Source organism: Miltoncostaea oceani (genome assembly GCF_018141545.1).
GTDB lineage: Bacteria > Actinomycetota > Thermoleophilia > Miltoncostaeales > Miltoncostaeaceae > Miltoncostaea > Miltoncostaea oceani.
Genome location: NZ_CP064356.1, coordinates 2,600,787 through 2,622,971, shown reverse-complemented (window position 1 = coordinate 2,622,971; position 22,185 = coordinate 2,600,787). Strand labels below are relative to the sequence as shown.

At 74.7% G+C, this 22,185-nt stretch carries 22 protein-coding genes; 19 read left to right on the top strand and 3 right to left on the bottom strand.

Annotation, left to right across the window (positions count from 1 at the left end):
* Position 1 precedes the first annotated feature (1 nt).
* From atpG to atpC, 3 genes are read left to right on the top strand one after another with little or no spacing between them, the layout of a single operon-like run.
* Positions 2-904, top strand: coding sequence for an ATP synthase F1 subunit gamma (gene atpG, locus IU369_RS13380; protein WP_217921482.1), 903 nt, complete (start codon positions 2-4; stop codon positions 902-904).
* A 26-nt stretch (positions 905-930) separates the two neighbouring features.
* Positions 931-2,346 (top strand): F0F1 ATP synthase subunit beta, encoded by a 1,416-nt coding sequence (gene atpD, locus IU369_RS13375; protein WP_217921481.1) that lies wholly within the window; start codon positions 931-933, stop codon positions 2,344-2,346.
* Positions 2,343-2,780, top strand: a complete 438-nt coding sequence (gene atpC / locus IU369_RS13370; protein ID WP_217921480.1) for an ATP synthase F1 subunit epsilon — start codon at positions 2,343-2,345, stop codon at positions 2,778-2,780. The genes atpD and atpC overlap by 4 nt, the downstream gene beginning before the upstream one ends.
* Before the next feature lie 40 nt (positions 2,781-2,820).
* Here the strand turns inward: atpC and IU369_RS13365 are convergent, their stop codons facing one another.
* Positions 2,821-4,305, bottom strand: a complete 1,485-nt coding sequence (locus IU369_RS13365) for an MFS transporter (protein WP_217921479.1) — start codon at positions 4,303-4,305, stop codon at positions 2,821-2,823.
* A 115-nt stretch (positions 4,306-4,420) separates the two neighbouring features.
* On the opposite strand from IU369_RS13365, the gene IU369_RS13360 reads away from it, so the two are divergent.
* The 6 genes from IU369_RS13360 to IU369_RS13335 all read left to right on the top strand — a co-directional run bounded on the left by IU369_RS13360 (position 4,421) and on the right by IU369_RS13335 (position 8,688).
* Positions 4,421-4,744, top strand: a complete 324-nt coding sequence (locus IU369_RS13360) for an ArsR/SmtB family transcription factor (protein WP_217921478.1) — start codon at positions 4,421-4,423, stop codon at positions 4,742-4,744.
* An 87-nt stretch (positions 4,745-4,831) separates the two neighbouring features.
* Positions 4,832-6,814: a sensor histidine kinase gene (locus IU369_RS13355; RefSeq protein ID WP_217921477.1), complete on the top strand. Its 1,983-nt coding sequence runs from the start codon at positions 4,832-4,834 to the stop codon at positions 6,812-6,814.
* The gene (locus tag IU369_RS13350; protein ID WP_217921476.1) at positions 6,802-7,449 is read left to right on the top strand and encodes a response regulator; all 648 of its coding nucleotides are present in this window, start codon (positions 6,802-6,804) and stop codon (positions 7,447-7,449) included. Before IU369_RS13355 ends, IU369_RS13350 begins: the two co-directional genes overlap by 13 nt.
* A 104-nt stretch (positions 7,450-7,553) precedes the next feature.
* Positions 7,554-7,850, top strand: coding sequence for a hypothetical protein (locus tag IU369_RS13345; protein WP_217921475.1), 297 nt, complete (start codon positions 7,554-7,556; stop codon positions 7,848-7,850).
* Between the two features lie 45 nt (positions 7,851-7,895).
* Positions 7,896-8,270 carry an FKBP-type peptidyl-prolyl cis-trans isomerase gene (locus tag IU369_RS13340; protein ID WP_217921474.1) on the top strand — a complete coding sequence of 125 codons (375 nt, stop codon included), beginning with the start codon at positions 7,896-7,898 and terminating at the stop codon, positions 8,268-8,270.
* Between the two features lie 7 nt (positions 8,271-8,277).
* Positions 8,278-8,688 carry a (R)-mandelonitrile lyase gene (locus IU369_RS13335; protein ID WP_217921473.1) on the top strand — a complete coding sequence of 137 codons (411 nt, stop codon included), beginning with the start codon at positions 8,278-8,280 and terminating at the stop codon, positions 8,686-8,688.
* Here the strand turns inward: IU369_RS13335 and IU369_RS13330 are convergent.
* Positions 8,685-9,281 (bottom strand): GNAT family N-acetyltransferase, encoded by a 597-nt coding sequence (locus IU369_RS13330; protein WP_217921472.1) that lies wholly within the window; start codon positions 9,279-9,281, stop codon positions 8,685-8,687. The two genes, IU369_RS13335 and IU369_RS13330, sit on opposite strands and share 4 nt — an antisense overlap.
* 62 nt (positions 9,282-9,343) lie before the next feature.
* Here IU369_RS13330 and IU369_RS13325 point away from each other — a divergent pair, with 62 nt between their 5' ends.
* The gene (locus IU369_RS13325) at positions 9,344-10,624 is read left to right on the top strand and encodes an MFS transporter (RefSeq protein WP_217921471.1); all 1,281 of its coding nucleotides are present in this window, start codon (positions 9,344-9,346) and stop codon (positions 10,622-10,624) included.
* On the opposite strand, the gene IU369_RS13320 is transcribed toward IU369_RS13325, so the two are convergent.
* Positions 10,562-11,368: an alpha/beta hydrolase family protein gene (locus IU369_RS13320; protein WP_217921470.1), complete on the bottom strand. Its 807-nt coding sequence runs from the start codon at positions 11,366-11,368 to the stop codon at positions 10,562-10,564. The genes IU369_RS13325 and IU369_RS13320 overlap by 63 nt on opposite strands.
* Positions 11,369-11,498: 130 nt before the next feature.
* On the opposite strand from IU369_RS13320, the gene IU369_RS13315 reads away from it, so the two are divergent.
* The 9 genes from IU369_RS13315 to hpf all read left to right on the top strand — a co-directional run bounded on the left by IU369_RS13315 (position 11,499) and on the right by hpf (position 22,116).
* A complete protein-coding gene (locus IU369_RS13315; RefSeq protein WP_217921469.1) occupies positions 11,499-12,617 on the top strand; it encodes a M20 family metallopeptidase in 1,119 nt (372 codons plus the stop codon).
* Entirely contained in the window at positions 12,614-14,464 is a 1,851-nt protein-coding gene (locus IU369_RS13310; RefSeq protein ID WP_217921468.1) for an LCP family protein, read from the top strand. Before IU369_RS13315 ends, IU369_RS13310 begins: the two co-directional genes overlap by 4 nt.
* Positions 14,461-15,837, top strand: coding sequence for a UDP-glucose dehydrogenase family protein (locus IU369_RS13305; RefSeq protein ID WP_217921467.1), 1,377 nt, complete (start codon positions 14,461-14,463; stop codon positions 15,835-15,837). Before IU369_RS13310 ends, IU369_RS13305 begins: the two co-directional genes overlap by 4 nt.
* 11 nt (positions 15,838-15,848) lie before the next feature.
* Complete coding sequence (locus IU369_RS13300; RefSeq protein WP_217921466.1) at positions 15,849-16,871, top strand: nucleotidyltransferase family protein; 1,023 nt, start codon at positions 15,849-15,851, stop codon at positions 16,869-16,871.
* 30 nt (positions 16,872-16,901) lie between these two features.
* Positions 16,902-17,993, top strand: coding sequence for a bifunctional phosphoglucose/phosphomannose isomerase (locus IU369_RS13295; protein WP_217921465.1), 1,092 nt, complete (start codon positions 16,902-16,904; stop codon positions 17,991-17,993).
* Positions 17,990-19,255: an adenosylhomocysteinase gene (ahcY, locus tag IU369_RS13290; protein WP_217921464.1), complete on the top strand. Its 1,266-nt coding sequence runs from the start codon at positions 17,990-17,992 to the stop codon at positions 19,253-19,255. The genes IU369_RS13295 and ahcY overlap by 4 nt, the downstream gene beginning before the upstream one ends.
* A complete protein-coding gene (gene mtnA / locus IU369_RS13285; RefSeq protein ID WP_217921463.1) occupies positions 19,252-20,322 on the top strand; it encodes an S-methyl-5-thioribose-1-phosphate isomerase in 1,071 nt (356 codons plus the stop codon). Before ahcY ends, mtnA begins: the two co-directional genes overlap by 4 nt.
* A gap of 445 nt (positions 20,323-20,767) precedes the next feature.
* Positions 20,768-21,481, top strand: a complete 714-nt coding sequence (locus IU369_RS13280; RefSeq protein WP_217921462.1) for a ComF family protein — start codon at positions 20,768-20,770, stop codon at positions 21,479-21,481.
* Positions 21,482-21,519: 38 nt separating this feature from the next.
* A complete protein-coding gene (hpf, locus tag IU369_RS13275) occupies positions 21,520-22,116 on the top strand; it encodes a ribosome hibernation-promoting factor, HPF/YfiA family (protein WP_217921461.1) in 597 nt (198 codons plus the stop codon).
* Positions 22,117-22,185 lie beyond the last annotated feature (69 nt).

Genomic DNA, 22,185 nt, shown 5'->3' with positions numbered 1-22,185 from the left:
GATGGCCACCACACGGGACATCAAGCGGCGGATCGAATCGGTCCGCAACACGCGCAAGATCACGCGCGCCATGGAGCTCGTGGCGTCGGCGAAGCTGCGCCGTGCGCAGGACGCCATCGAGTCGCTGCGGCCGTACGCCCAGGCGATGCGCCGGCTCATGTCGCAGGCCGCGCGCCAGAGCGGCGGCATGAAGGGCGAGCCGCTGCTCGACGAGCGTCCCGCCGAGGGCCTCGCGATCGTCGTGGCGATCACCGGTGACCGCGGCCTGGCCGGCGCGTTCAACGTCAACATCGTCCGCACCGCGATGAACGCCGCGGAGGACCTGCTGGCGGAGGGCTTCTCGGAGGTCGAGTTCACCACCGTCGGCAAGAAGGGCGCCGGCACCCTCGCCTTCCGCGGGCTCACGATCGACCGCTCCTTCCAGGGCTTCTCGGTCGAGCCGACGTTCGCCGACTCGGAGGGCGTCACCGCCCACCTCGTCCGCCGCTTCACCGAGGGCGAGGCCAACCGCGTCGTGATCGTCTACAACGCCTTCGCCTCGGTCCTGGAGCAGAAGGTCACCACCGAGCAGCTCCTGCCGATCGAGCGGATGGTCGTGCTCGACGCGGACGACGACGGCGAGGAGGACGAGCACCCCACCGGGGGCGGCGTCGCGATCTTCGAGCCCGAGCCCGAGGCCTTCCTGCGCTCGCTGCTGCCCACCTACCTGGACACCACGATCTACCGCGCGCTGCTCGAGAGCGCGGCCGCGGAGCTCGCGGCCCGCCGGACCGCGATGCGCAACGCCACGGACAACGCGGGCTCGTTGATCGACGACCTCACGCTCGCGATGAACCGTGCCCGCCAGGCCGCGATCACCCAGGAGATCCTGGAAGTCGTGGCCGGCGCCGACGCCCTCCAGTAAAAGGCCCCGAGGAGAGACCCCCCCGCATGTCTGACGACGCACGCTTCACCGGCACGATCCTGGAGATCAAGGGCGTCGTGCTCGACGCACGGTTCCCCGACGGGCTCCCGTCCATCTACAACGCGATCGAGATCGACCGTGGCGCGGACGCGCCGCCGCTCGTCGCCGAGGTGCAGCAGCACCTGGGTGACGACAAGATCCGCGCGGTCGCCTTCGACACGACCGACGGCCTGGCCCGCGGCACGAAGGTGACCGACACGGGCGGCCCGATCTCGGTGCCGGTCGGCGAGCGGACCCTGGGCCGCATCTTCAACGTGCTCGGCGAGACGATCGACGAGGGCGCGGACGTCAGCGAGGGCGAGCGGTGGCCGATCCACCGGGACGCCCCGGCGTTCGACCAGCTCAACCCCACCGAGGAGATCTTCGAGACCGGCATCAAGGTCGTCGACCTCCTCGCCCCGTACGTGAAGGGCGGCAAGACCGGCCTCTTCGGCGGCGCCGGCGTGGGCAAGACCGTGCTGATCCAGGAGCTGATCAACAACATCGCCCAGGAGCACGGCGGTCTCTCGGTGTTCGCCGGCGTGGGCGAGCGCACCCGTGAGGGCAACGACCTCTGGCTGGAGATGAAGGAGAGCGGGGTCATCGACAAGACCGCGCTCGTGTACGGCCAGATGAACGAGCCGCCCGGCGCCCGTCTGCGCGTCGCGCTGTCCGGCCTGACGATGGCCGAGTACTTCCGCGACCAGGGCGGCCAGGACGTGCTGCTGTTCGTGGACAACATCTTCCGCTTCGTGCAGGCGGGCTCCGAGGTGTCGGCCCTCCTCGGCCGCATGCCGTCGGCCGTGGGGTACCAGCCGACGCTGCAGGGCGAGATGGGCGACCTGCAGGAGCGCATCACCTCGACGCGCAACGGCTCGGTCACGTCGGTGCAGGCCATCTACGTCCCCGCCGACGACCTCACCGACCCGGCCCCGGCCGCGTCGTTCGCCCACCTCGACGCCACGACGGTGCTCTCGCGCTCCATCTCGGAGAAGGGCATTTACCCGGCCGTGGACCCGCTCGACTCGACGAGCCGGATCCTCTCGGTCGACGGCGTCGGCGCCGAGCACTACGAGGTCGCGACCCGCGTCCAGGAGATTCTCCAGCAGTACAAGGACCTCCAGGACATCATCGCCATCCTCGGTGTGGACGAGCTGACCGACGAGCAGAAGCTCGCCGTGTCCCGCGCCCGCCGCATCGAGCGCTTCCTCTCCCAGCCGTTCAACGTGGCGGAGGCCTTCACCGGCCGGCCCGGCAAGTACGTCCCCCTCGCGGAGACGGTGCGCGGCTTCAAGGAGATCGTGGAGGGCCGTCACGACGACCTCCCCGAGGAGGCCTTCTACATGGTCGGCGGCATCGACGAGGCCATCGAGAAGGCCGCGGAGCTGAAGGCCGCGCGGTGAGCACGGCGACCGGCACCGAGCGTCACCACATCGCGGTCCAGCTCCTCACACCCGAGGGGCCGGTCTTCGCGGAGGACGCGTACATGATCGTGGCGCCGAGCGTGGAGGGCGAGGTCGGCATCCTGCCGCGGCACACGCCGTTCATCGCGTTCCTGCGCACCGGCGAGACGCGTCTGACGCTGCTCGACGAGACGGTCATCGTCTACGCGACGACCACCGGCTACCTCGCGGTCGAGGAGAACCGGGTCCTCGTGCTCGTGGAGCAGGCGGAGCGGGCGGAGGACATCGACGTCCCCCGTGCGCAGGCCGCGCTGGAGCGGGCCGACGCCGCCCTCGCAGAGGCCGGTGATGACGAGGTCGCCCGGATCTCGGCGGAGAGCGCGCGCCGTCGCGCCGAGAACCGCCTCGCGGTGGCGGGGCGCCACTCCTCCTGATCGTCGCGGGGCGGGGCCGTGCGGCCCCGCCCCGCGTGCGTCACCCCTCGACCGGCTCGCCCACGACGCGGGGGGCGCGGTCGCGCCGTCGCGCGACGGTGGCGACGACGCCGAGGACGGCGGCGGCGAGCGACACCACGATCGCCGCGCGGTACCCCTGCATGACGTCGGCGGGTGATCCCCCCGGTCCGGCGGCGGCGGCATCGACGGCGGTGACGACGGCGAGCACGAGCGCCCCGCCGAACTGGAACGACGTGTTCACGAGGCCGCCGGCGAGCCCCTGCTCGTGGGCGGCGATGCCGTTCGTCGCCGCCATGTTCAGCGGCCCGAAGGCGAGGGCGAAGCCGAGGCCGCTGAGCAGCATGGTCGGCAGCACCGCGACGGCGTAGCCGGAGTCGAGGCCGATCGGCAGGAACAGCGCGTACCCGACCGCGACGGACGTCAGGCCCGCGACGATCGGCCGCACGACCCCGTACCGGGCGACGACGGTCCCCATGCGCGGAGCGATCAGGACGACGACGAGGCCGGCGGGGAAGAGGGCGAGCCCCGTCTCGAGCGGCGACCACCCCCGCAGGTTCTGCAGGTACAGCGTCACGATGAACTGGAAGCCGACCCACGACCCGAAGAGGGCCATCGCGCCGAGGTTGGCGCGGACGAGGGCGCCGGAGCGGAGGATCCCGAGCCGCACGAGCGGGGCCCGGGAGCGGAGCTCGGTGGCGACGAACGCGGCGATCAGCGCCGCCGCGCCGGCGAGGGACAGGAGGGTGCGGGTCGATCCCCACCCGACGTCGGGGGCCTCGACCACGGAGTAGACGAGCAGCAGCATCCCGGCGGTGATGGTGGTCGCCCCGGCGACGTCGAAGGAGCGGCGCGGTCCCTCGGGGCGGCCGCTGTCGGGGACGAACCGGAACGCGGCGGCGAGGATGACGAGGGCGACGGGGACGGGGAGCAGGAACACCCAGCGCCAGCCCGCCTCGGTCAGCAGGCCGCCGACGACGAGGCCGAGCGAGAACCCGATGGCGCCGGTGGCGGTGTAGATCGACAGCGCCTTGTTGCGGACGGGGCCCTCGGGGAAGCTCGTCGTGATGATGGAGAGGCCGGCGGGGGCGGTGAACGCGGCGCTGACGCCCTTCACGAAGCGGGTCGCGATGAGGAGGGAGCCGTCGTCGACGAGGCCCCCGAGGGCGGACGCGACGACGAAGACGCCGAGCGAGATGAGGAACATGCGTCGCCGGCCGAGGAGGTCGGCGGCGCGGCCGCCGAGCAGCAGGAAGCCGCCGTAGCCGAGGACGTAGGCGCTGACGACCCACTGGAGCGAGCTGGTCGACATCCCCAGGTCGCTGCGGATCGACGGGAGGGCGACGCCCACCATGGAGACGTCGAGGGCGTCGAGGAAGAGGGCGCCGCAGAGCGTGAGGAGGGCGGCCCAGGCGCGACGGTCGAGGCGGACCGGGCCGCGTGCCGCCGCGGTCGGCGGTGGGCTGGAGGGGGTGGCCGCGGGTGTGGCCGGGGTGGTCGATGACACGATGCGTCCTCCGACGGGGACCGGGGAGGGGGCCGCCCCGCTGGCGCGCGGCACGGCGACCCCGTAAAGTTCGACCGGGACCGTACCTCTTATTTCGATAACGGTCAAACAACACGTGGGGGACGTGGCGATGGAGGGCGTGCAGGAGATCGACCAGGTCGACCTGGCGGGCGTGGACATGGTGTCCGTGCTCCAGGCGCTCTCGGACCCGGTGCGCCTCGAGATCGTGCGTCAGCTCTCGTGCTCCGGGCCCGTCCCGTGCGGCCACGTCGTCCTCGAGGTGACGAAGTCGACGGCGAGCCACCACTTCAAGACCCTCCGCCTCGCCGGCGTCATCGCCCAGCAGGACGAGGGCACCCGCCGCAACACGTGGCTCCGCCGCGAGGAGCTCGACGCCCGCTTCCCTGGCCTCCTCGACGCCGTCCTCCGCGAGGCCTGACCCCCGGCGCGTGGCGCGGGGGTGACCGCCCCGGGCCTGCGTGGTGGCACGGATGGCGTCGGGGCGCGGTGGTGGGATGATCGCCGCGTGCGCGCGCCCCTCGTCGTGGCATGGTCGTCAGCGGTCCTCGCGGTGGCAGCCGTCGCGGTCGTGCTCGTCGCGCGCGCCGCCGACGCGGACCCGGCGAGCGCGTGGGGCCCGGCGACGACGCTCCTGGTGGCGCTGCCTGCGGTCGGGGCCGGTGTCGCGATCGCACGCACACCGGGCTCCGGTGCGATCGGTCCCCTCGTCGCCCTGCTGGGACTGACCGGGGCCGCGGACGCGGCGTTCGCCTCCTGGGCGGACGCCGCCGGAGACCTGCCGGGCGCCCCGGTGGCCGCCCTCGCGTTCAGCCTCGACTGGCTGCCCGTCTTCTCCCTCGCCGCCCTCCTGCTGCTCCTCTTCCCCGACGGGCGGCCCCCGTCGCCGCGGTGGCGCCCGGTCGCGGTCCTCGCGGTCGCCGGGCCGGTCGCCGTCGCCGTCTCGGGCGTCCTGCGCGAGGACCCGCTCGAGGGGCCGTACGCCGACCTGCCACGACCGGGTCCGGCGGGTCTGGACGGCCCGGCGACGGTCCTCGCCGTCGTGGGGTTGCCGGTGACGGGGGCGGCGCTCGTCCTCGCCGCGGCCGCGATGGTGGTGCGGTTCCGACGCGCCGAGGGGGTCCCGCGCGTCCAGCTCAAGTGGCTCGCCGTCGCCGCGGGGTTGATCCCGGCGGCGTTCGCGATCTGCCTGACCGGCGTCCTCCTCGGAGGCGACGTGGAGGACGTGGCGCCCATCCCGTTCGTCGTCATGTACGTCGCGCTCGTGACGGCGGTCGCGGTCGCGATGCTGCGGCACGGCCTGTTCGACGTCGACCGCGCCATCAGCCGCACGCTCGCGTGGGCGACGCTCACGCTGCTGCTCGTGGTGGTCTTCGCGGGCGTGGCCCTTCTCGTCGCGGTCCCGCTCGGCGGTGGGTCGGCGGTCGCCACCGCGGTCGCGGCGCTCACCGCGGCCGCGGTCGCCGAGCCGTCGCGCCGTCGCCTCCAGTCCCTCGTCGACCGCCGCTTCGATCGTGACCGCGCCGCCGCCGTCGCCCGGGTCGAGGCGTTCGCGGCGCGCCTCCGTGAGGGCCGGGCCGAGCCGGAGGACGTCGAGGGGGTGCTGCGCGTCGCGCTCGCCGATCCGGGTCTGCGCGTCCTCGTCTGGGCCCCGGACGCCGGCGAGCACCGCGACCTCGCCGGCGCCCCCGTGACCTCTCCCGCCCCGGCCCCCGGTCAGGTCGTGACGGTGCTGGGCCGCGGGGAGGCGCCCCTCGGCCTCCTCGTGCACGACGCGCGTCTCCGGCGACGAGCCGGGCTCCTCGTGGACATCGCGCGCGCGGCGGCGCTCCCCGTGGAGATGGCCCGCCTGCGGGGCGAGCTGCGGCACCGGCTGGACGAGGTCGAGGAGAGTCGCATCCGGCTCGTCCGCGCCGGCTACGAGGAGCGTCGCCGCCTCACGCGCGACCTGCACGACGGCGTGCAGCAGCGCCTCGTGGCGGTCGGCATGGGACTCCGTCGCCTGCAGCGCGGCACGGCCGGCCGGCCGGAGATCGACGCCGGCCTCGACCATGCGGTGGACGAGATCTCGGCGGCGGTCCGCGACCTCCGCGAGATGGCACGGGGCCTCCGGCCCGGCGCGCTCGACGGGGGCCTCGCGCCGGCGCTCGCGGACCTCGCCCGCCGCACGCCGCTGCCGGTCGACGTCGAGGGGCCGCGCGAGCGGGTCAGCGGCGAGGTGGAGGCCGCGGCGTACTACGTCGCGTGCGAGGCGATCGCGAACGCCGTCAAGCACGCCGGGGCCTCCCGTGTGGTGGTCCGCGCCCTCCGCGACGACGGGGGCCTGCGCCTCAGCGTCAGCGACGACGGACGCGGTGGGGCGGAGCCCTCCGCGGGCGGTGGGCTCGCCGGGGTCGCCGACCGCGTCGCGGCGCACGGGGGCGCGCTCGTGCTCGACAGCCGGCCCGGGCACGGGACCCGTCTGGAGGTGACGTTGCCGTGCGTGTCGTGATCGGCGAGGACTCGGCCCTCTTCCGGCACGGGCTGGAGCTGCTGCTCCGCGACGCGGGCCACGACGTGGTCGCCGCGGTCGCCGACGCGCCCGCCCTGGTCGAGGCCGTCGCCCGCGAGACCCCCGACATCGCCGTCGTCGACATCCGGATGCCGCCGGGAGGCGACGACGACGGCGCACTCGCGGCCGCCCGGATCCGGCGCGAGCACCCCGGCGTCGCGATCATGCTGCTCTCCCAGCACGTCGAGACCCGGCACACCCTGGACCTCGTCGCGGCCGGCGGCTTCGGCTACCTGCTCAAGGACCGGGTGCTCGACGTCGACGACTTCCTGGACTCGCTCCGCCGCGTGACGGCGGGCGGGTCGGCGCTCGACCCCGAGGTGGTCGCCGCCCTCGTGGCGGGGCGGCGCGCCGACCCGCTCGGCGGTCTGACCGCCCGGGAGCGCGAGGTGCTCGGCCTGATGGCGGAGGGCCGGACGAACGCCGCGATCGCCCGGCGGTTGTGGCTGACGGACCGGACGGTCGAGACCCACGTGCGGAGCATCCTCGGCAAGCTCGGCCTGCCGGCCTCGGACGAGGACCACCGCCGGGTGCTGGCGGTGCTCGCGTACCTGCGCGTCCACGCGGGGCCCTGACCGGTGCTGGCACGGAGGGCCTGCCCGGTGCGGGCCGGGATGTCCGCCGGGCCGGCCGGACGGAGGATCGGGGCGTCCCAGACCACGCACCGGAGGAGTCCCCCGTGTCCACCCGCCCGTCCCACATCGACGTCGCCCCCCGCGCCCGCGTCGGCGCACCGCTCGTCGCCCTGCTGCTCGGCATCCTGTCCCTCCCCGGGAGCTGGTTCACCTGGGACTGGTTCGCGGGGGGCGGCTTCGTCATCGGCCTGCCGCTCGCGATCGCCGCGATCGCCGTGGGCCTGCACGCCCGCGCCCGGACGTCGGGGCGCGAGCGCGCGATCGCCACCGCCGGCGTCGCGCTCGGCGCCTGCGCCGTCCTCATCCCCGTGGTGTGGATGATCGCCGACGCCCTCGGGTGACGGGCTAGGCTGGGCGGGTCCCCCTCCCGACCGACGGAGCGTCCCATGGCCCTCGAACGACCCGAGATCGACCCCCCCGAGGGGGACCCGCCCGCCGAGCTCGAGGTCACCGACCTCGTCGTCGGCGAGGGGGACGAGGCGACGCCGGGACGCAACGTCTCGGTGCACTACGCCGGCGTCGCGTTCTCCACCGGCGAGGAGTTCGACGCCTCGTGGAACCGCAGCCAGGAGTTCCGGTTCGGCCTCGGTCAGGGCCAGGTGATCTCCGGCTGGGACCAGGGCGTCACCGGGATGAGGGTCGGCGGCCGCCGCCGGCTGGTCATCCCGCCGCACCTCGCCTACGGCGACCGCGGGGCGGGTGGCGTCATCGCCCCCGGCGAGACCCTGATCTTCGTCGTCGACCTCCTCGCCGTGAGCTGACCCGGCGATGAGGATCACCCGCGTCCGCCCCGACACGAAGACCCCGTCCGCCGACTGGTTCACCGGCGACGTCTGGGTCGACGACATCGCGACCCCGCCCCCTCCGGCGGCGGTGCGGGTCGTCAGCGTCCACTTCGCGCCGGGCGCCCGGACGGCGTGGCACACCCACCCCCTCGGCCAGGTCCTCCACGTCACGGAGGGGCAGGGCCTCGTGCAGCGACGCGGCGCCCCGCCGGAGGTCGTCCGCGCCGGCGACACCGTCGAGTTCGCGCCGGGTGAGGACCACTGGCACGGCGCGGGTCCGTCGTCGTTCATGACCCACCTCGCCGTGCACGAGGCCGACGCCGGCGGGTCGCACGTCACGTGGGGCGCCCACGTCACCGACGCCGAGTACGCCGAGGCGCCCGCCCCCGCCTAACCGGCCGCGGCCCCGTCCTCCTCCGTCGCGTCCCGCCCCCCGCCGTCGAGGGGGCGGGCGTAGCGGACCTCCGGGACCCGGGCGCCGAGGACCTCCTCCGAGCGCCCCGCCCCGTCCGCCGTCCAGCCGGCCGCGGCGTACACCCGCCGTGCGCGGGCGTTGTCGGCGACGACCCACAGCGTCGCGCGTGTGAACCCGTCGGCGCGTGCGAGGGCCGTCCCGCGGGCGAGCAGCACCCGCCCGAGGCCGGAACCCCACGCGCCGGGGTGCACGTAGAGGGAGTACAGCTCCGCCGTCGTCGCGGGGTCGCCGTCGGCGTCGCGCGTCGGACCCCACACCGCGAACCCACGGGGGGCACCGCCGGGCGGGCCCGCGACCAGCACCCGCCGCCGGGGCGCCGCGCCCCCGATGGTGCGCCGCCACGCGCCCTCGCGCTCGGCGGCGGACACGTCCCGCAGGGCGTCGCCGGGGAAGACGTGGCCGTACGCCGCCCGCCACGCCGCCAGGTGCACCGCGGCGATCGCGGCGGCGTCCCCCGGCTCCGCGGGCCGCACCTCGGGGGTCGGGACGCTCGTCGGGATCGGGGCGCGCACGGCGAGCGCATCCTCCCACGGCGCCCGGGCCGGTCGCCCCCGGCGCGGTGATACTGGAGCCGATGAGCGCCGTCCCGGAGATCCTCCGCATCCGCGACTTCCGGGCCGTGTGGCTCGCCAGCCTCGCCTCCAACGCGGGGTCGTGGCTCCAGATCGTCGCGAGCGGCTGGCTCATCCTGCAGGCCACCGACAGCCCCGCCGCCGTCGGCGCGCTGGCCCTCGTCACCCGCGCCCCCGCCATCGCCTTCTCCGCCTACGCCGGAGGCCTCGCCGACCGCTTCGACCGCCGCATCGTCGGCGCCTGGACGTTCGGGATGCAGGCCGTCGCGGCGGGGGTGCTCGCCGTGATCACGCTCACCGACGGCACCCACGTCGCCGCGATCTACGTCCTCACCTTCGTCGTCGGCCTCGGCTTCGCGCTCGGCCTCCCCGCGATGCTCGCCCTGATCCCCGCCCTCGTCCCGCCGCCGAAGCTCTCCCAGGCCGTCAGCCTCAACGCCGCCGGCATCAACGTCGCCCGTCTCGCGGGGCCCGCGATCGGTGGCGGGGTGCTGGCGGTGTTCGGCGCCACCGCCTGCTTCGCGCTGAACGCCGTCTCGTTCCTCGCGCTCGTCTGGGTCCTCCTGCGCCTCCACCCGCGTCCGGCGGTCGTCCACGCCGGCGCCCCCGTCCGCATGAGCGACGCCCTCCGCCACGCCGTCCACGACCGCGCGATCCGCCGCCTCCTCGTCGGGATGGCGATCTTCACGACCCTCGCGTCACCCATCCAGGAGCTCGCCCCCGTCGTCGCCGACCGCCTCGACGCGGGCGCCACCGGCCTCGGCCTGCTGCTCGGGGCGATGGGCGGCGGGGCGCTCGTCGGTGCGTGGCTGCTGGAGCGCCTCCACGCCCGCGACTACCCGCGCCACCTGGCGCTGCCGACCGCCACGACCCTCTTCTCGGTGGGGATGCTGGTCGTCGCACTGACGCCGTGGTTCCTGGTGGGACTCGCCGGCATGGCGTTCGCCGGGGCGTTCTGGATCTGGATGTTCGCCGCCACCAACACCGCCACGCAGCTGCGCGCCCCGCCGCGCCTGCTGGGGCGCATGCTCGGCCTCTACCAGCTGTCGGTCATCGGCCCGATCGCCCTCGGCTCGACCGTCGCGGGCCTCGTCGCCGAGCAGGCGGGGATCTCCGCGACGCTCGCGGGGTGCGCCGTGCTGCTCGGCGCCTGGGGGCTGTGGAGCCTGCGCAACCCGGTCCGCGAGATCGACGCCCCCCGCGACGAGGCCGCGACGCGCTCAGGAGACGAAGGCCGCGATCTGCCGGACCGTCGCGGCGGGGACGCGGCCCTCGACCTGTAGGAAGTGGTTCGCGCCCCGCACCCGGATGGTGCGCACGGGGAGACCGGCGGCGCGGCGGGCCGCGGCCAGCGTCGCCATGTCGGCGACGGGGACGGTGCCGTCGCGGGTGCCGTGCACCAGCAGCACGGGCTGACGGGCGCCGGCGGCCGCCCGGCGGGGGTCGGCGGAGAGGGTCGCCGCGGCCACGCCGGGTCCGGCGAGGCGGTCGAGCAGACGCCGCGCGCCCCCCGAGACCCGCGGCAGCAGCCCGAGCGGGCGGCCCGGCGCCGACAGCGCGACCACCCGGGTGGCGGGGGATCCCGTCGCGGCCGCGAGCGCCAGGTCGCCGCCCTGGCTGTGGCCGACGAGGGCGACCCGCGCCGGGTCGATGCCGGGCAGCGCCGCCAGCAGGCGGACCGCCGCCCCCGCGTCGCGCTGCAGGGGGCGGGCGTCGAGCCAGCTGAGCGCGGGACCCCCCGAGTCGCCGAGGCCGCGCTTGTCGTACCGCAGCACCGCCACCCCCTCGCGGGTGAGGCGCCGCGCGAGGTCGGCGTAGGGGCCGCCGCGCCGCCCGAACGAGCCGTCGCGCGCCGCCGGGCCGAAGCCCCCCACGAGCACGGCGGCGGGGTGCGGGCCGGGTCCCGCGGGGACGCTGAGGGTGGCGGCGAGCGTCACGCCGCCGGACGCCGGGATCGCGACGGGACGCTCCACGGGCGTCGCCTGCGGCGTCGCGAGCAGGAGGGCGCTGAGGAGGGCGGCGAGCACTCCACCGAGGGTAGATCGGCCCCGCGGCGGCGGCCCCCGCCGACGGTTAAGGGCCGGTCAGGACCGGGATCCGCGGGGCGGAGCCCGGCCGTGGAGCACTCCGGGCCGGGGCTCGGCTATCCTCCTCCGCGTGGACGAGGTCCTGCTCGCCGAGCGGCTGATCGCCTACGACACGTCCCGCCGCTCCGGGATCGGGCAGGCCACCGACTTCGTGGCCGGGTGGCTCGAGGCCCGCGGCGCGACCGTCTCCCACGTCGAAACGGGGGGTCGTCGCAGCCTGGTGGCCCGTGTCGGCGACGGCCCCACCCGGTTGGTCTACCACGGGCACATCGACGTCGTCCCGGGGTACCCCGAGCAGTTCACGCCCCGCATCGACGGCGGCCGGCTGGTGGGCCGCGGCGCGTACGACATGAAGGCGGCGCTCGGCGCGATGATGCTCGCCGTCGCCGACCTCGCGCAGAGCGGCCTGCGCGGCGCGGTCGTCGATCTGATCGTGGTGCCCGACGAGGAGCGGTCGGAGCCGGGCGAGAACTGCACCCAGATGATGGTGCACGACGGACTGCGGGCCGACTTCGTCGTCTGCGGCGAGCCCACCGACATGCGCGTCGGGGTGCAGGCGAAGGGCGTCCTGATGCTGCGGGTCGACGTCGCCGGGACCGCCGCCCACGGGGCGACGCCCTGGTTGGGGGACAATGCCGTCCTGCGCGGAATCGACATGTACCGGCGCATCGCGACGCTCCCCTTCGCCACGGAGTCCGCACCGCTGTTCGAGCACCCCTCCATCAACCTCGGCCGCATCCAGGGCGGCGACGCGGTCAACAAGGTCCCCGACCACTGCCGCATGGACGTGGACGTGCGGTACCTGCCGGGCCAGTCGCCCGACGAGGTGCTCGCCCAGATCCTCTCGCTCGAGCCGCGCGCCCGCATCGAGGTGCTGCTGGAGCGCCCGCCCGCCGACGTCTCGCCCGACCACGTCTACGTGCAGACGCTGCTCGACGCCGCCGGGCGCCACGAGCCGTCCGCGACGTCCGTCGGCCGCGACGGCGCCTCCGACGCGGTCGCGTTCATCGAGGTGGGCGTCCCCGCCGTCGAGTTCGGCCCGCGCGGCGCCGGCCACCACGGACCCGAGGAGTACGTCGAGATCGACAGCCTGCCGCGGTACCGCCGGGCCCTGACCGAGTTCGCGCGGATGGTGGCCGAGCTGCCGGCGACGGCGGCCGGCACGGGGACCGGGGTGCCCGCACCGTGACGCCCCCCGGCCGCGAGGAGCCGCCGCACCGCGGCGCCCGCTACTGGCGCGTCCCGCGCCGCCGCCGCGTGTGGGTCGCGGTCGTCGGGTGGTCGCTGTGGGCGATCGTCGCGCTCGTCGTCGCGGCCGGCGGCGGCGCCTACATCTACCTCGACGACACCCTCGAGGCCGCCGCGCCGAACACCGCCGAGGCGAAGGCCGCCCGCGCCGCCACCAAGCCGGTGCTGCCGGGCAAGCCCGTCAACGTGCTCCTGATCGGGTCGGACACACGGCCGTCGGAGGGCGACCCGGGGCGCAGCGACTCGCTGATCCTCGTCCGGATGGACCCCCAGCGCGACCTGATCTCGATGCTGTCCTTCCCCCGCGACCTCTACGTCCAGATCCCGGGCTACGGGCAGGACAAGATCAACGCCGCCTACTCGCAGGGGCCGGCGACGACGATCAAGACCGTCGAGGAGCTGACGGGGGAGCCGATCAACGAGTACGTGATCGTCGACTTCACCGGCTTCGCGCGCCTCGTGGACGAGGTGGGCGGCGTCTACCTCGACATCGACCGGCGCTACTACAACAAGAACATCGGCACCGCGGCGACGAACTACGCCGACATCGACCTGCAGGCCGGCTACCAGAAGCTCGACGGCACCCGCGCCCTCTCGTACGTGCGGTACCGCCACACCGACTCCGACTACTCGCGCATCGCCCGCCAGCAGCAGTTCCTGTCGGAGCTGAAGCGCCAGACGAAGCAGCTCGGCAACCTCACCAACGTCACGAGCTTCCGCAAGATCTTCGGCGACAACATCGAGACGAGCATCGACAACGTGCCGCGGTTCATCTCGCTGCTGACGCTCGCGCTGGAGGCGCCGAAGGACCGCATCGCCCGCGTCTCGATCGAGGGGGCGAGCGGGATGATCAACGGGGCGTCGGTCGAGCTGGCCGACCCGTCCGAGATCGCCGCGAAGGTCGCGCTCTGGAAGGAGCCGGAGTTCGAGCAGGACACGTCGGCGGCCAAGCCGATCGACCCGCGCACGGTGGACGTGACCGTGCTGAACGGGTCCGGTGAGCTGCTCGCCGCCGAGGACGTGGCGCAGGCCCTCGCGGAGAAGAGGTACATGGCCCGCGTCGGCGGCAACGCCGACTCGTTCGACTTCGCCAACAGCGCCGTCTACTACGCCGACGGCTTCCGCGACCCGGCGCGCAAGATCGCGGCGCTGATGGGCCCGGGCGCCACGATCGGGGCCCTGGAGAACGGCGGCGGCAGCGGCAACGAGGTCGTCGTCGTCGCCGGCGCCGACTTCACCGGCGAGCTCGCGACGCCGCCGAAGGCCGAGGCGCGGCCCGCGGCCTCGACGGTCGACACGACCGGCATGGTCGAGACGCTGCGCGGCCTCCGGTCGGAGGTCCCCGGCATGCGGATCATGGCCCCGCTCAAGGTGGCGACGGGGTCGGAGGCCCGCATCGTGCGCGCCTACCGCATCTCGACGGGGGGCGGCGACAACGGCCCGCCGGCGGTCAAGGTGGTGTTCCAGGTGTACGTCGGGGGGGCCCCGAAGTACTGGAGCATCATGATGACGTCGATGAAGAACCCCCCGATCGTCGACGGTCCGACGGGGAGGTACACCAGCGGCGGGCGTGAGTACCTTACGTTCTACGACGGGCGCAACCTGCAGCGCCTGGCGTTCCGCACGGGCAACACGTGGTACTGGGTGTCCAACACCCTGATGAACGAGCTCAGCGCCAAGACGATCGAGGAGATCGCCAAGTCGATGCGGCCACTCAACCGCGCCACGCTGCCTGCCGACAGGACCGACACCCCGATCACCGTCTCGACGGAGGCCAGCACCCCATGACCGACAACGCGAGCAGCGCAGCGCCCGAACCCGGCGCGGATGCCGTCAACGGCGGCGGCCCGGCCCCCCGGGAGCGCGTCGGCGTGATCGGCGCCGGCTACGTCGGCCTGGTGACCGGCGTGTGCCTGGCCTCCATGGGCTACGAGGTGACGCTCCGCGACATCGACGCCAACAAGGTGGCGGCGCTCAACGACGGCCAGGTGCCGATCTACGAGCCCGGCCTCGTCGAGATGATGTCCGAGCACCGCGACCGGCTGACGTACACGCTGTCGCTGGAGCGGATGCTGGAGCGGTCGGAGGTCGTGTTCATCGCGGTCGACACCCCGCCGACGTACTCGGGCGACGCCGACCTGTCGCGCGTCATGAGCGTGGTGGAGGAGCTGGAGAAGGTCGGCGCCGACGCCCGCCACGTGCTTGTCATGAAGAGCACCGTCCCGGTCGGGACCGGCGAGCGGGTGCGCGCCGAGCTCGACGCGCGCGGCCTGGAGCAGGTCGGCTACTGCTCGAACCCGGAGTTCCTGAAGGAGGGCGCGGCGATCGCCGACTTCCTGCGCCCCGACCGCGTCGTGATCGGGTCCTTCGACGACGCGCAGGGCGACCGCGTCGCGGCGCTCTACGCGCCCCTCGGCGCGCCGATCATCCGCACCTCCGTCCCCTCGGCGGAGATGGTGAAGTACGCGTCGAACGCGTTCCTCGCCACGAAGATCAGCTTCATCAACGAGATCGCGAACGTCTGCGAGGAGGTCGGCGCCGACGTCGAGGTGGTCGCGCACGGCATGGGCCTCGACTCGCGGATCGGGTCGTCGTTCCTGCGGGCCGGCATCGGCTTCGGCGGGAGCTGCTTCCCGAAGGACGTGTCGGCGCTGAAGCAGCTCGCCGGCAACTCGGGGTACCACTTCCAGCTGCTCACCTCCGTCATCGAGGTGAACGAGCTCCAGAAGCGCCGCGTGATCGGGAAGCTCAAGAAGCACCTCGGCACGCTCGAGGGCAAGCGGGTCGCGCTGCTCGGCCTGGCGTTCAAGCCCGAGACGGACGACATGCGCGAGGCGTCGAGCCTGGTGCTCGCCGCCCGGCTGCTCGCCGAGGGCGCCGAGGTCGTGGCCTACGACCCCGTCGTCGAGGTCTACGACCGGCTGCACGGCGTGTCGATGACCGCCACCGCCGAGGAGGCGATGGCCGGCGCCGACGCCGCCGTGCTGGTGACGGAGTGGGCCGCGATCGTCGGCCTCGACTGGGCCGCCGCCCAGGGCACGATGCGCTCCGCCATCGTCATCGACGGCCGCAACGCCCTCGACCCGCGGGAGATGACCCGCCTCGGCTACGCGTTCGAGGGCATCGGCCGGATCCCCGCGCACGTGGGCGCGCCGCTCTGACGCAGGCCGTCGTGCTCGTGGGTGGTCAGGGGCGCCGTCTGCGACCCCTGACCGACACCCGCCCGAAGCCGATGATGCAGCTGGTGGACCGGCCGTTCGTCGCCCACCAGATCGACCTGCTGCGCCGCCACGGCGTCGACGACGTCATCTTCTCGTGCGGGTACCGGCCCGACGCGCTGCGCGACCACTTCGGCGACGGCGCCGCCGCCGGGGTGCGGCTGCGGTACGTCGTCGACCCGGAGCCCCTCGGCACGGCCGGCGCGGTCCGCAACGCCGAGGACCTCCTCGACGACGCCCCGTTCCTGGTGCTGAACGGCGACATCCTCACCGACCTCGACCTGACGGCGTTCGCCGCGGAGCACCGGGCGACGGGGGCGCAGGGCACGATCGCCCTGACGCCGGTGGACGACCCGAGCGCCTTCGGCCTGGTGCGCCTCCACGACGACGGGACCGTCGAGGCGTTCGTGGAGAAGCCCACCCCCGCCGACCTGCGGCCCGGGGAGCCGTACCGCATCAACGCCGGCACCTACCTGCTCGACCCCGCCGTGCTGGACCTGATCCCGCGTGGCGTGTCGTGCTCGATCGAGCGCGAGGTGTTCCCGGTGCTCGCGGAGCGGGGGACCCTGCACGGCCACCCGAGCGACGCCTACTGGCGCGACATCGGCACCCCCGCGTCGTACCTCGCCGCGAACCACGACGTCCTGGCGGGGGCCCTGCGCACCGAGTCCCCGACGGGCGGGGCGTACCTCGGCGCCGGCGCCCACGTCGACCCGTCCGCGACGGTCGACGACCGGTCGTGCCTGGGCGACGGGGCCGTGCTCGCGGCGGGGGCGTCGGTGCGCGGCAGCGTCGTCGGGGCGGGCGCGCGGATCGGGGTCGACGTGACGCTCGACGGCGCGATCGTCGGCGCCGGCGCGACCGTCGGCCGAGGGGCGCGACTCGGTCCCGGCGTGATCGTCGGGGACGACGCCCGCATCGCCCCCGGCACGGTGGTGGACCCCTCCACACCGGTGCCGACCGGCGCGGGGGCGTGACCGCCGCCCCACTCCGGTAGCCTCCGCGGCATGTTCGGACTGGACGGACCCGAGGCCCTGGAGGCCGACTCCCTCGGACTGATCCGCGGGATCGGCGACTCGCTGGCCGCCTTCGACGAGGCCCGCGCCTCCGCCGAGGCCGTGGAGATCCCGTGGCCGGCGGACGCGATCACCGACGTCGCGATCTGCGGCATGGGCGGCTCCGCCATCGCGGCCGACCTGGTCACCGGCGCGTACCGCGAGCGCCTGCGGGTGCCCGTGACGGTGGTGCGCGACTACTACCTGCCGGGCTGGATCGGCGAGGGCACCCTCGTGGTGCTGTCGTCGTACTCGGGCGGCACCGAGGAGACGCTGACGGCGGCCTCCCAGGCCCTCGAGCGCAACAGCCTGTGCGTCGCGGTGACGAGCGGCGGCAAGCTCGGGTCGTTCTACGCGGCGGAGGGCGTCCCCGTCGTGCCCGTCGTGCCGGGGCTCCAGCCCCGCGCGGCGCTGCTGCGGATGATGGTCCCCCTGGTGGTGCTGCTGCACCGGCTCGAGCTGGTCCCGTCCCTGACGTCGGACCTCGAGGAGGCGCGCGCCACGATCTCCGGCGCCATCGCGGCGTACGGCCCCGACGTCCCCGAGACCGGCAACCCGGCGAAGCAGCTCGCGCGGTCGCTGCAGAACGCCGTCCCGCTGATCTGGGGCGCGGAGGCGACCGCCCCGATCGCGGTGCGCTGGAAGGGCCAGTTCAACGAGAACGCCAAGATCCCGGCGTTCGCGTCGTCGATCCCCGAGCTCGACCACAACGAGATCGTCGGGTTCGCGGGCATGCCGGCGCCGCTCAGCCAGCTCGCGCACCTGATCATGCTGCGCGACCCCCGCCACCACCGGCAGGTGCAGCGCCGCTTCGACCTCACCCGCGAGCTCGTGGAGCCGCACGTCGCGCACACGCTGTCGATCGAGGCGGAGGGGCAGGGCGGCCTGGCGCGGATGCTCGACCTCGTCCTCCTCGGTGACTACGCATCCCTCTACCTCGCGTTGCTGCGCGCGGTCGACCCGGGGCCCGTCGAGATGATCGAGCGCCTCAAGGAGCGGCTCGCGCAGACCGGGTACGGGAGGTCCGCGGACCCGCAGGCGTGACGGCGGCGTCCCCGCCCCCGCACGACGTCGCCGACCTGGGGCTCGCCCCCCTCGGCCGCCAGAGGATCGAGTGGGCCGACCGGGACATGCCGGTCCTGCGGAGCATCCGGGAGCGGTTCGCCCGGGAGACCCCCCTCGCGGGGCTCCGGATCTCGGCGTGCCTGCACGTGACGACGGAGACGGCGGCGCTGGCACGGACGTTGCGCGCCGGGGGCGCCGACCTCGTCCTCGTCGCGTCGAACCCGCTGTCCACCCAGGACGACGTCGCCGCCGCCCTCGTCGCCGACTTCGGCGTCGCGACGTACGCGCGGCGGGGGGAGGACGAGGCGACGTACTACCGCCACGTCACCGCCGCGATCGACCACGCGCCGCGGATCACGATGGACGACGGCGCCGACGTCATCGGCGTGCTGCACGGTGAGCGGCGCGAGATGCTCGACGGGGTCATCGGCGGCACGGAGGACACGACCACCGGCGTGATCCGCCTCCGGGCGCTGGAGCGCGAGGGCGGGCTGGCGTTCCCCGTGATCTCGGTGAACGACGCCGACACGTCGCACATGTTCGACAACACCGGCCAGTCGACGATCGACGGGCTGCTGCGGGCGACGAACCTCCTCGTCGCGGGACGCCAGGCGGTGGTCGCGGGTTTCGGCCCCTTCGGCCGCGGCGTCGCGGGGCGCCTGCGCGGCATGGGCGCCCACGTGATCGTGCTGGAGGTCGACCCGCGGCGGGCGCTGGAGGCGGTGCTCGACGGGTTCCCCGTGATGACGGTCGCGGAGGCCGCCCGCCTCGCGGACGTGTTCATCACCGCCACCGGCGACGTGGACGTGCTGCGGCCGGAGCACATGCGGGAGATGAAGGACGGGGCGATCCTCGCGAACACGGGCCACTTCAACGTGGAGATCGACGTCGCCGGGCTCGCGGCGATGGCCCGCGCCGAGCGGGAGGTGCGCCCCGGGGTCCGGGAGTTCCTGCTGCCCGACGGACGGAGGCTGAACCTGCTGGCGGAGGGGCGCCTCGTGAACCTCGCGTGCGCGGAGGGGCACCCGGCGTCGGTGATGGACATGAGCTTCGCGAACCAGGCCCTCTGCGCGGAGTTCCTGGCGCGGGAGGGCGCGGACCTGGAGGCGCGGGTGTACCCGGTGCCGCCGCGGATCGACGAGGAGATCGCGAAGCTGAAGCTCGCCGCCCTCGGCGTGCGGATCGACGTCCTCACCGACGACCAGGCGCGGTACCTGGCGTCGTGGGAGCAGGGCACGTGACCGCCCCGGCGGGGGTCGCGCCGCACGACGTCATCCGCCTCACCGGCGACGCCGTCGAGATGCTCGACCAGACGCGCCTCCCTTCGGAGGAGGTGGTGCTGCGCTGCACGGCGTGGCCGGAGGTCGTCGACGCGATCCGCCGCCTCGCGATCCGCGGCGCTCCCGCGATCGGGGTCGCGGGGGCGATGGGCGTCGCCCTCGCCGCCGCCCACGCCCCCCACGACGACGGCGACGCGTTCGCCGCAGAGGTGGCGCGTGCCGCCGCGGCGCTGCGCGCGGCGCGGCCGACGGCGGTGAACCTGATGTGGGCGGTCGACGCCCAGTCGGCCCTGGTGGCGGCCCACCCCGGTCGCCCGGAGGCCACCGCCGCCGCCCTCGCCGACGCGGCGCGGCGGATCCACGACGACGAGGTGGCGCGGTGCCGGGCGATCGGCGCCCACGCCCTCGCCCTCCTCGGCCGGGGCGCGCGGATCATGACCCACTGCAACGCCGGCGCCCTCGCGACGGGGGGGTACGGGACGGCCCTCGGCGTGGTGCGCGCCGCCCACGCCGCGGACCCGACGGTGCGGGTGGTGGTGCCGGAGACGCGGCCGCTGCTGCAGGGCTCCCGGCTGACGGCGTGGGAGCTGGGGCGGGAGGGGATCGCCCATACCCTCATCACCGATTCGATGGCGGCGGCGATGATGGCGGGCGGCGCCGTCTCCCACGTCGTCGTGGGGGCGGACCGCATCGCCGCGAACGGGGACGTGGCGAACAAGATCGGCACGTACGGCCTCGCCGTCCTCGCCCGGGAGCACGGCATCCCGATGATCGTCGCGGCCCCCAGCACGACCGTGGACCCGGCGACGCCGACGGGGGCCGGGATCCCCATCGAGGAGCGCTCCGGCGACGAGGTCCGCGGCCTCACCCTCGACGGCCGCCCCGCCGCCGACCCGGGGACGATGGCCGCCAACCCCGCCTTCGACGTGACCCCCGCCCGCCTCGTCGCGGCGATCGTCACGGAGCACGGCGTCCACCGGCCCCCCTACGAACGGTCGCTCCCCCGCCCCGAGGGTGCCCCCGCCTGACTCCTCCCGGGTGGGCTGCGCCTCCCCCCGGTTCCCTGATGGTCCAATTGGACCTCGCGGCGAGGTCCACTTGGGCGAGACGACTTCGGGGGATCCCGGCCGGGCTCGCCGGCCCGCTCCGATGGTCCAATTGGACCCGGGTGCAAGGTCCATTCGGACCACCAGCGGATCGGACCACTGGACGGGAGATCGTCACCCTGCCGGCCGTTGTAAGTCCAAATGGACCTCGCGGCGTCGGCCGAATGACCGTCGGGCGCCCGCCGGCGCGATCGGGAGGGCCGATGCTCGCGTCAGGTCCATTTGGACCTCGCGGCGAGGTCCGAATGGACCACCGCGACGCCCCGGAGCGGGACGGGGACCACGCACCCCCGGCGGCACACCCTCCGCACACCCCCGGCACGCATGGGCGTCGCGCCGTGACGGGGGAGGGGGCCAGGGTGGAGACGTGCCGATCGCCTCCCTCCTGGACGTGCTCCTCCCTCCCGCCTGCGCGGCGTGCGGCCTGCCCGGGGCCGCGGTCTGCGCGTCATGCCTCGACGCGGTGGTCCCCCTCCCGCCGCCGTGGTGCGGGGGGTGCGGGGCGCCCGTGCCCATCGCGGTGGAGCGCTGCGGGGAGTGCCGTGGCCGCGTCATCGCCGGCGCCCGCCAGGCGCTCGCCTACGCGGGCCCGGTCCCGGCGCTCGTGACGGCGCTGAAGGACGGCCGCCGCCGCGGCCTCGCCCCGGTGCTCGCCGACCTCGTCGCCGCGACGGTGGACCCGCCGCCCCCCGGCACGGTCCTGGTGCCGGTGCCCCTCGGGGCACGCCGCGCCCGCGAGCGTGGGTTCAACCAGAGCCTCCTGATCGCCCGGTCGCTCGCCGACCGATGGGGCCTCGCGGTCGCCCAGCCGCTACGGCGTGTCCGGGAGGGCCCGTCGCAACGCGGCGCCCCCCTGCGGGAGCGGTCGCGCCAGGCCTCGGGTGCCTTCGCGGCCGGCGGGCGGGATGCCGTGCCGGAGCGGGCCTGGCTCGTCGACGACGTCCGCACGACGGGGGCGACCCTCGCCGACTGCGCACGCGCCCTGCGGGCCGGCGGAACCCGCGACGTGGGGGCGGTCTGCGTCTCCCGCGCGGAGCGGGCGCGGGGAACCACTGACGCGGCCGCCCCCGTGCGGCGCTAGCATCGTGGGACCCGGCGACGGCGATGGAGGAGGCCGCGATGCAGCTCCAGGTCAAGGGCAAGGGACTGTCGGTCACCGACGCTCTCTTCGATCACGCCGAGGCGAAGTTGGAGAGGTTGGCGCGCATCCTCCCGCCCTGGGACGACGCGACGGAGGTGGAGCTCGAGCTCTCGGTCGAGCGGAACCCCAAGATCGCGCAGGCGCAGATCGCGGAGGTCACCGTCCGCACCAAGGGGCCGGTGCTGCGGGTCCGCGAGAGCGCCGAGGACATGTACGCGGCGATCGACCAGGCCGCCCGCAAGCTGGAGCGCCAGGCGCGCCGCTACCGCGACCGCCGCAAGGACCACCACGGCCCCCCGATGGACGAGGTCCCCGAGATCCTGGGGGCCCAGCTCGACGGCCTCCGCGCCGAGGCCACGGGCCCCGACGCCGTCGAGGAACCGGTCGAGCCCACGCCGCGCCTCGTCAAGAGCAAGAGCTTCGTGATGCTCGCCATGACGCAGGAGGACGCCGCGCTGCAGATGGACATGCTGCACCACGACTTCTACGTGTTCCGGAACTCGGACGACGGGCAGGTCAACGTCGTCTACCGGCGCCGCGACGGCGACTACGGCCTCATCGCGCCGGAGGGGTAGCCCGGCCGCTCAGGCCCGTGCAGGGGGTCGCCGATGACCCCTGCGCTACCATGACCGAGCCGTGCCCAC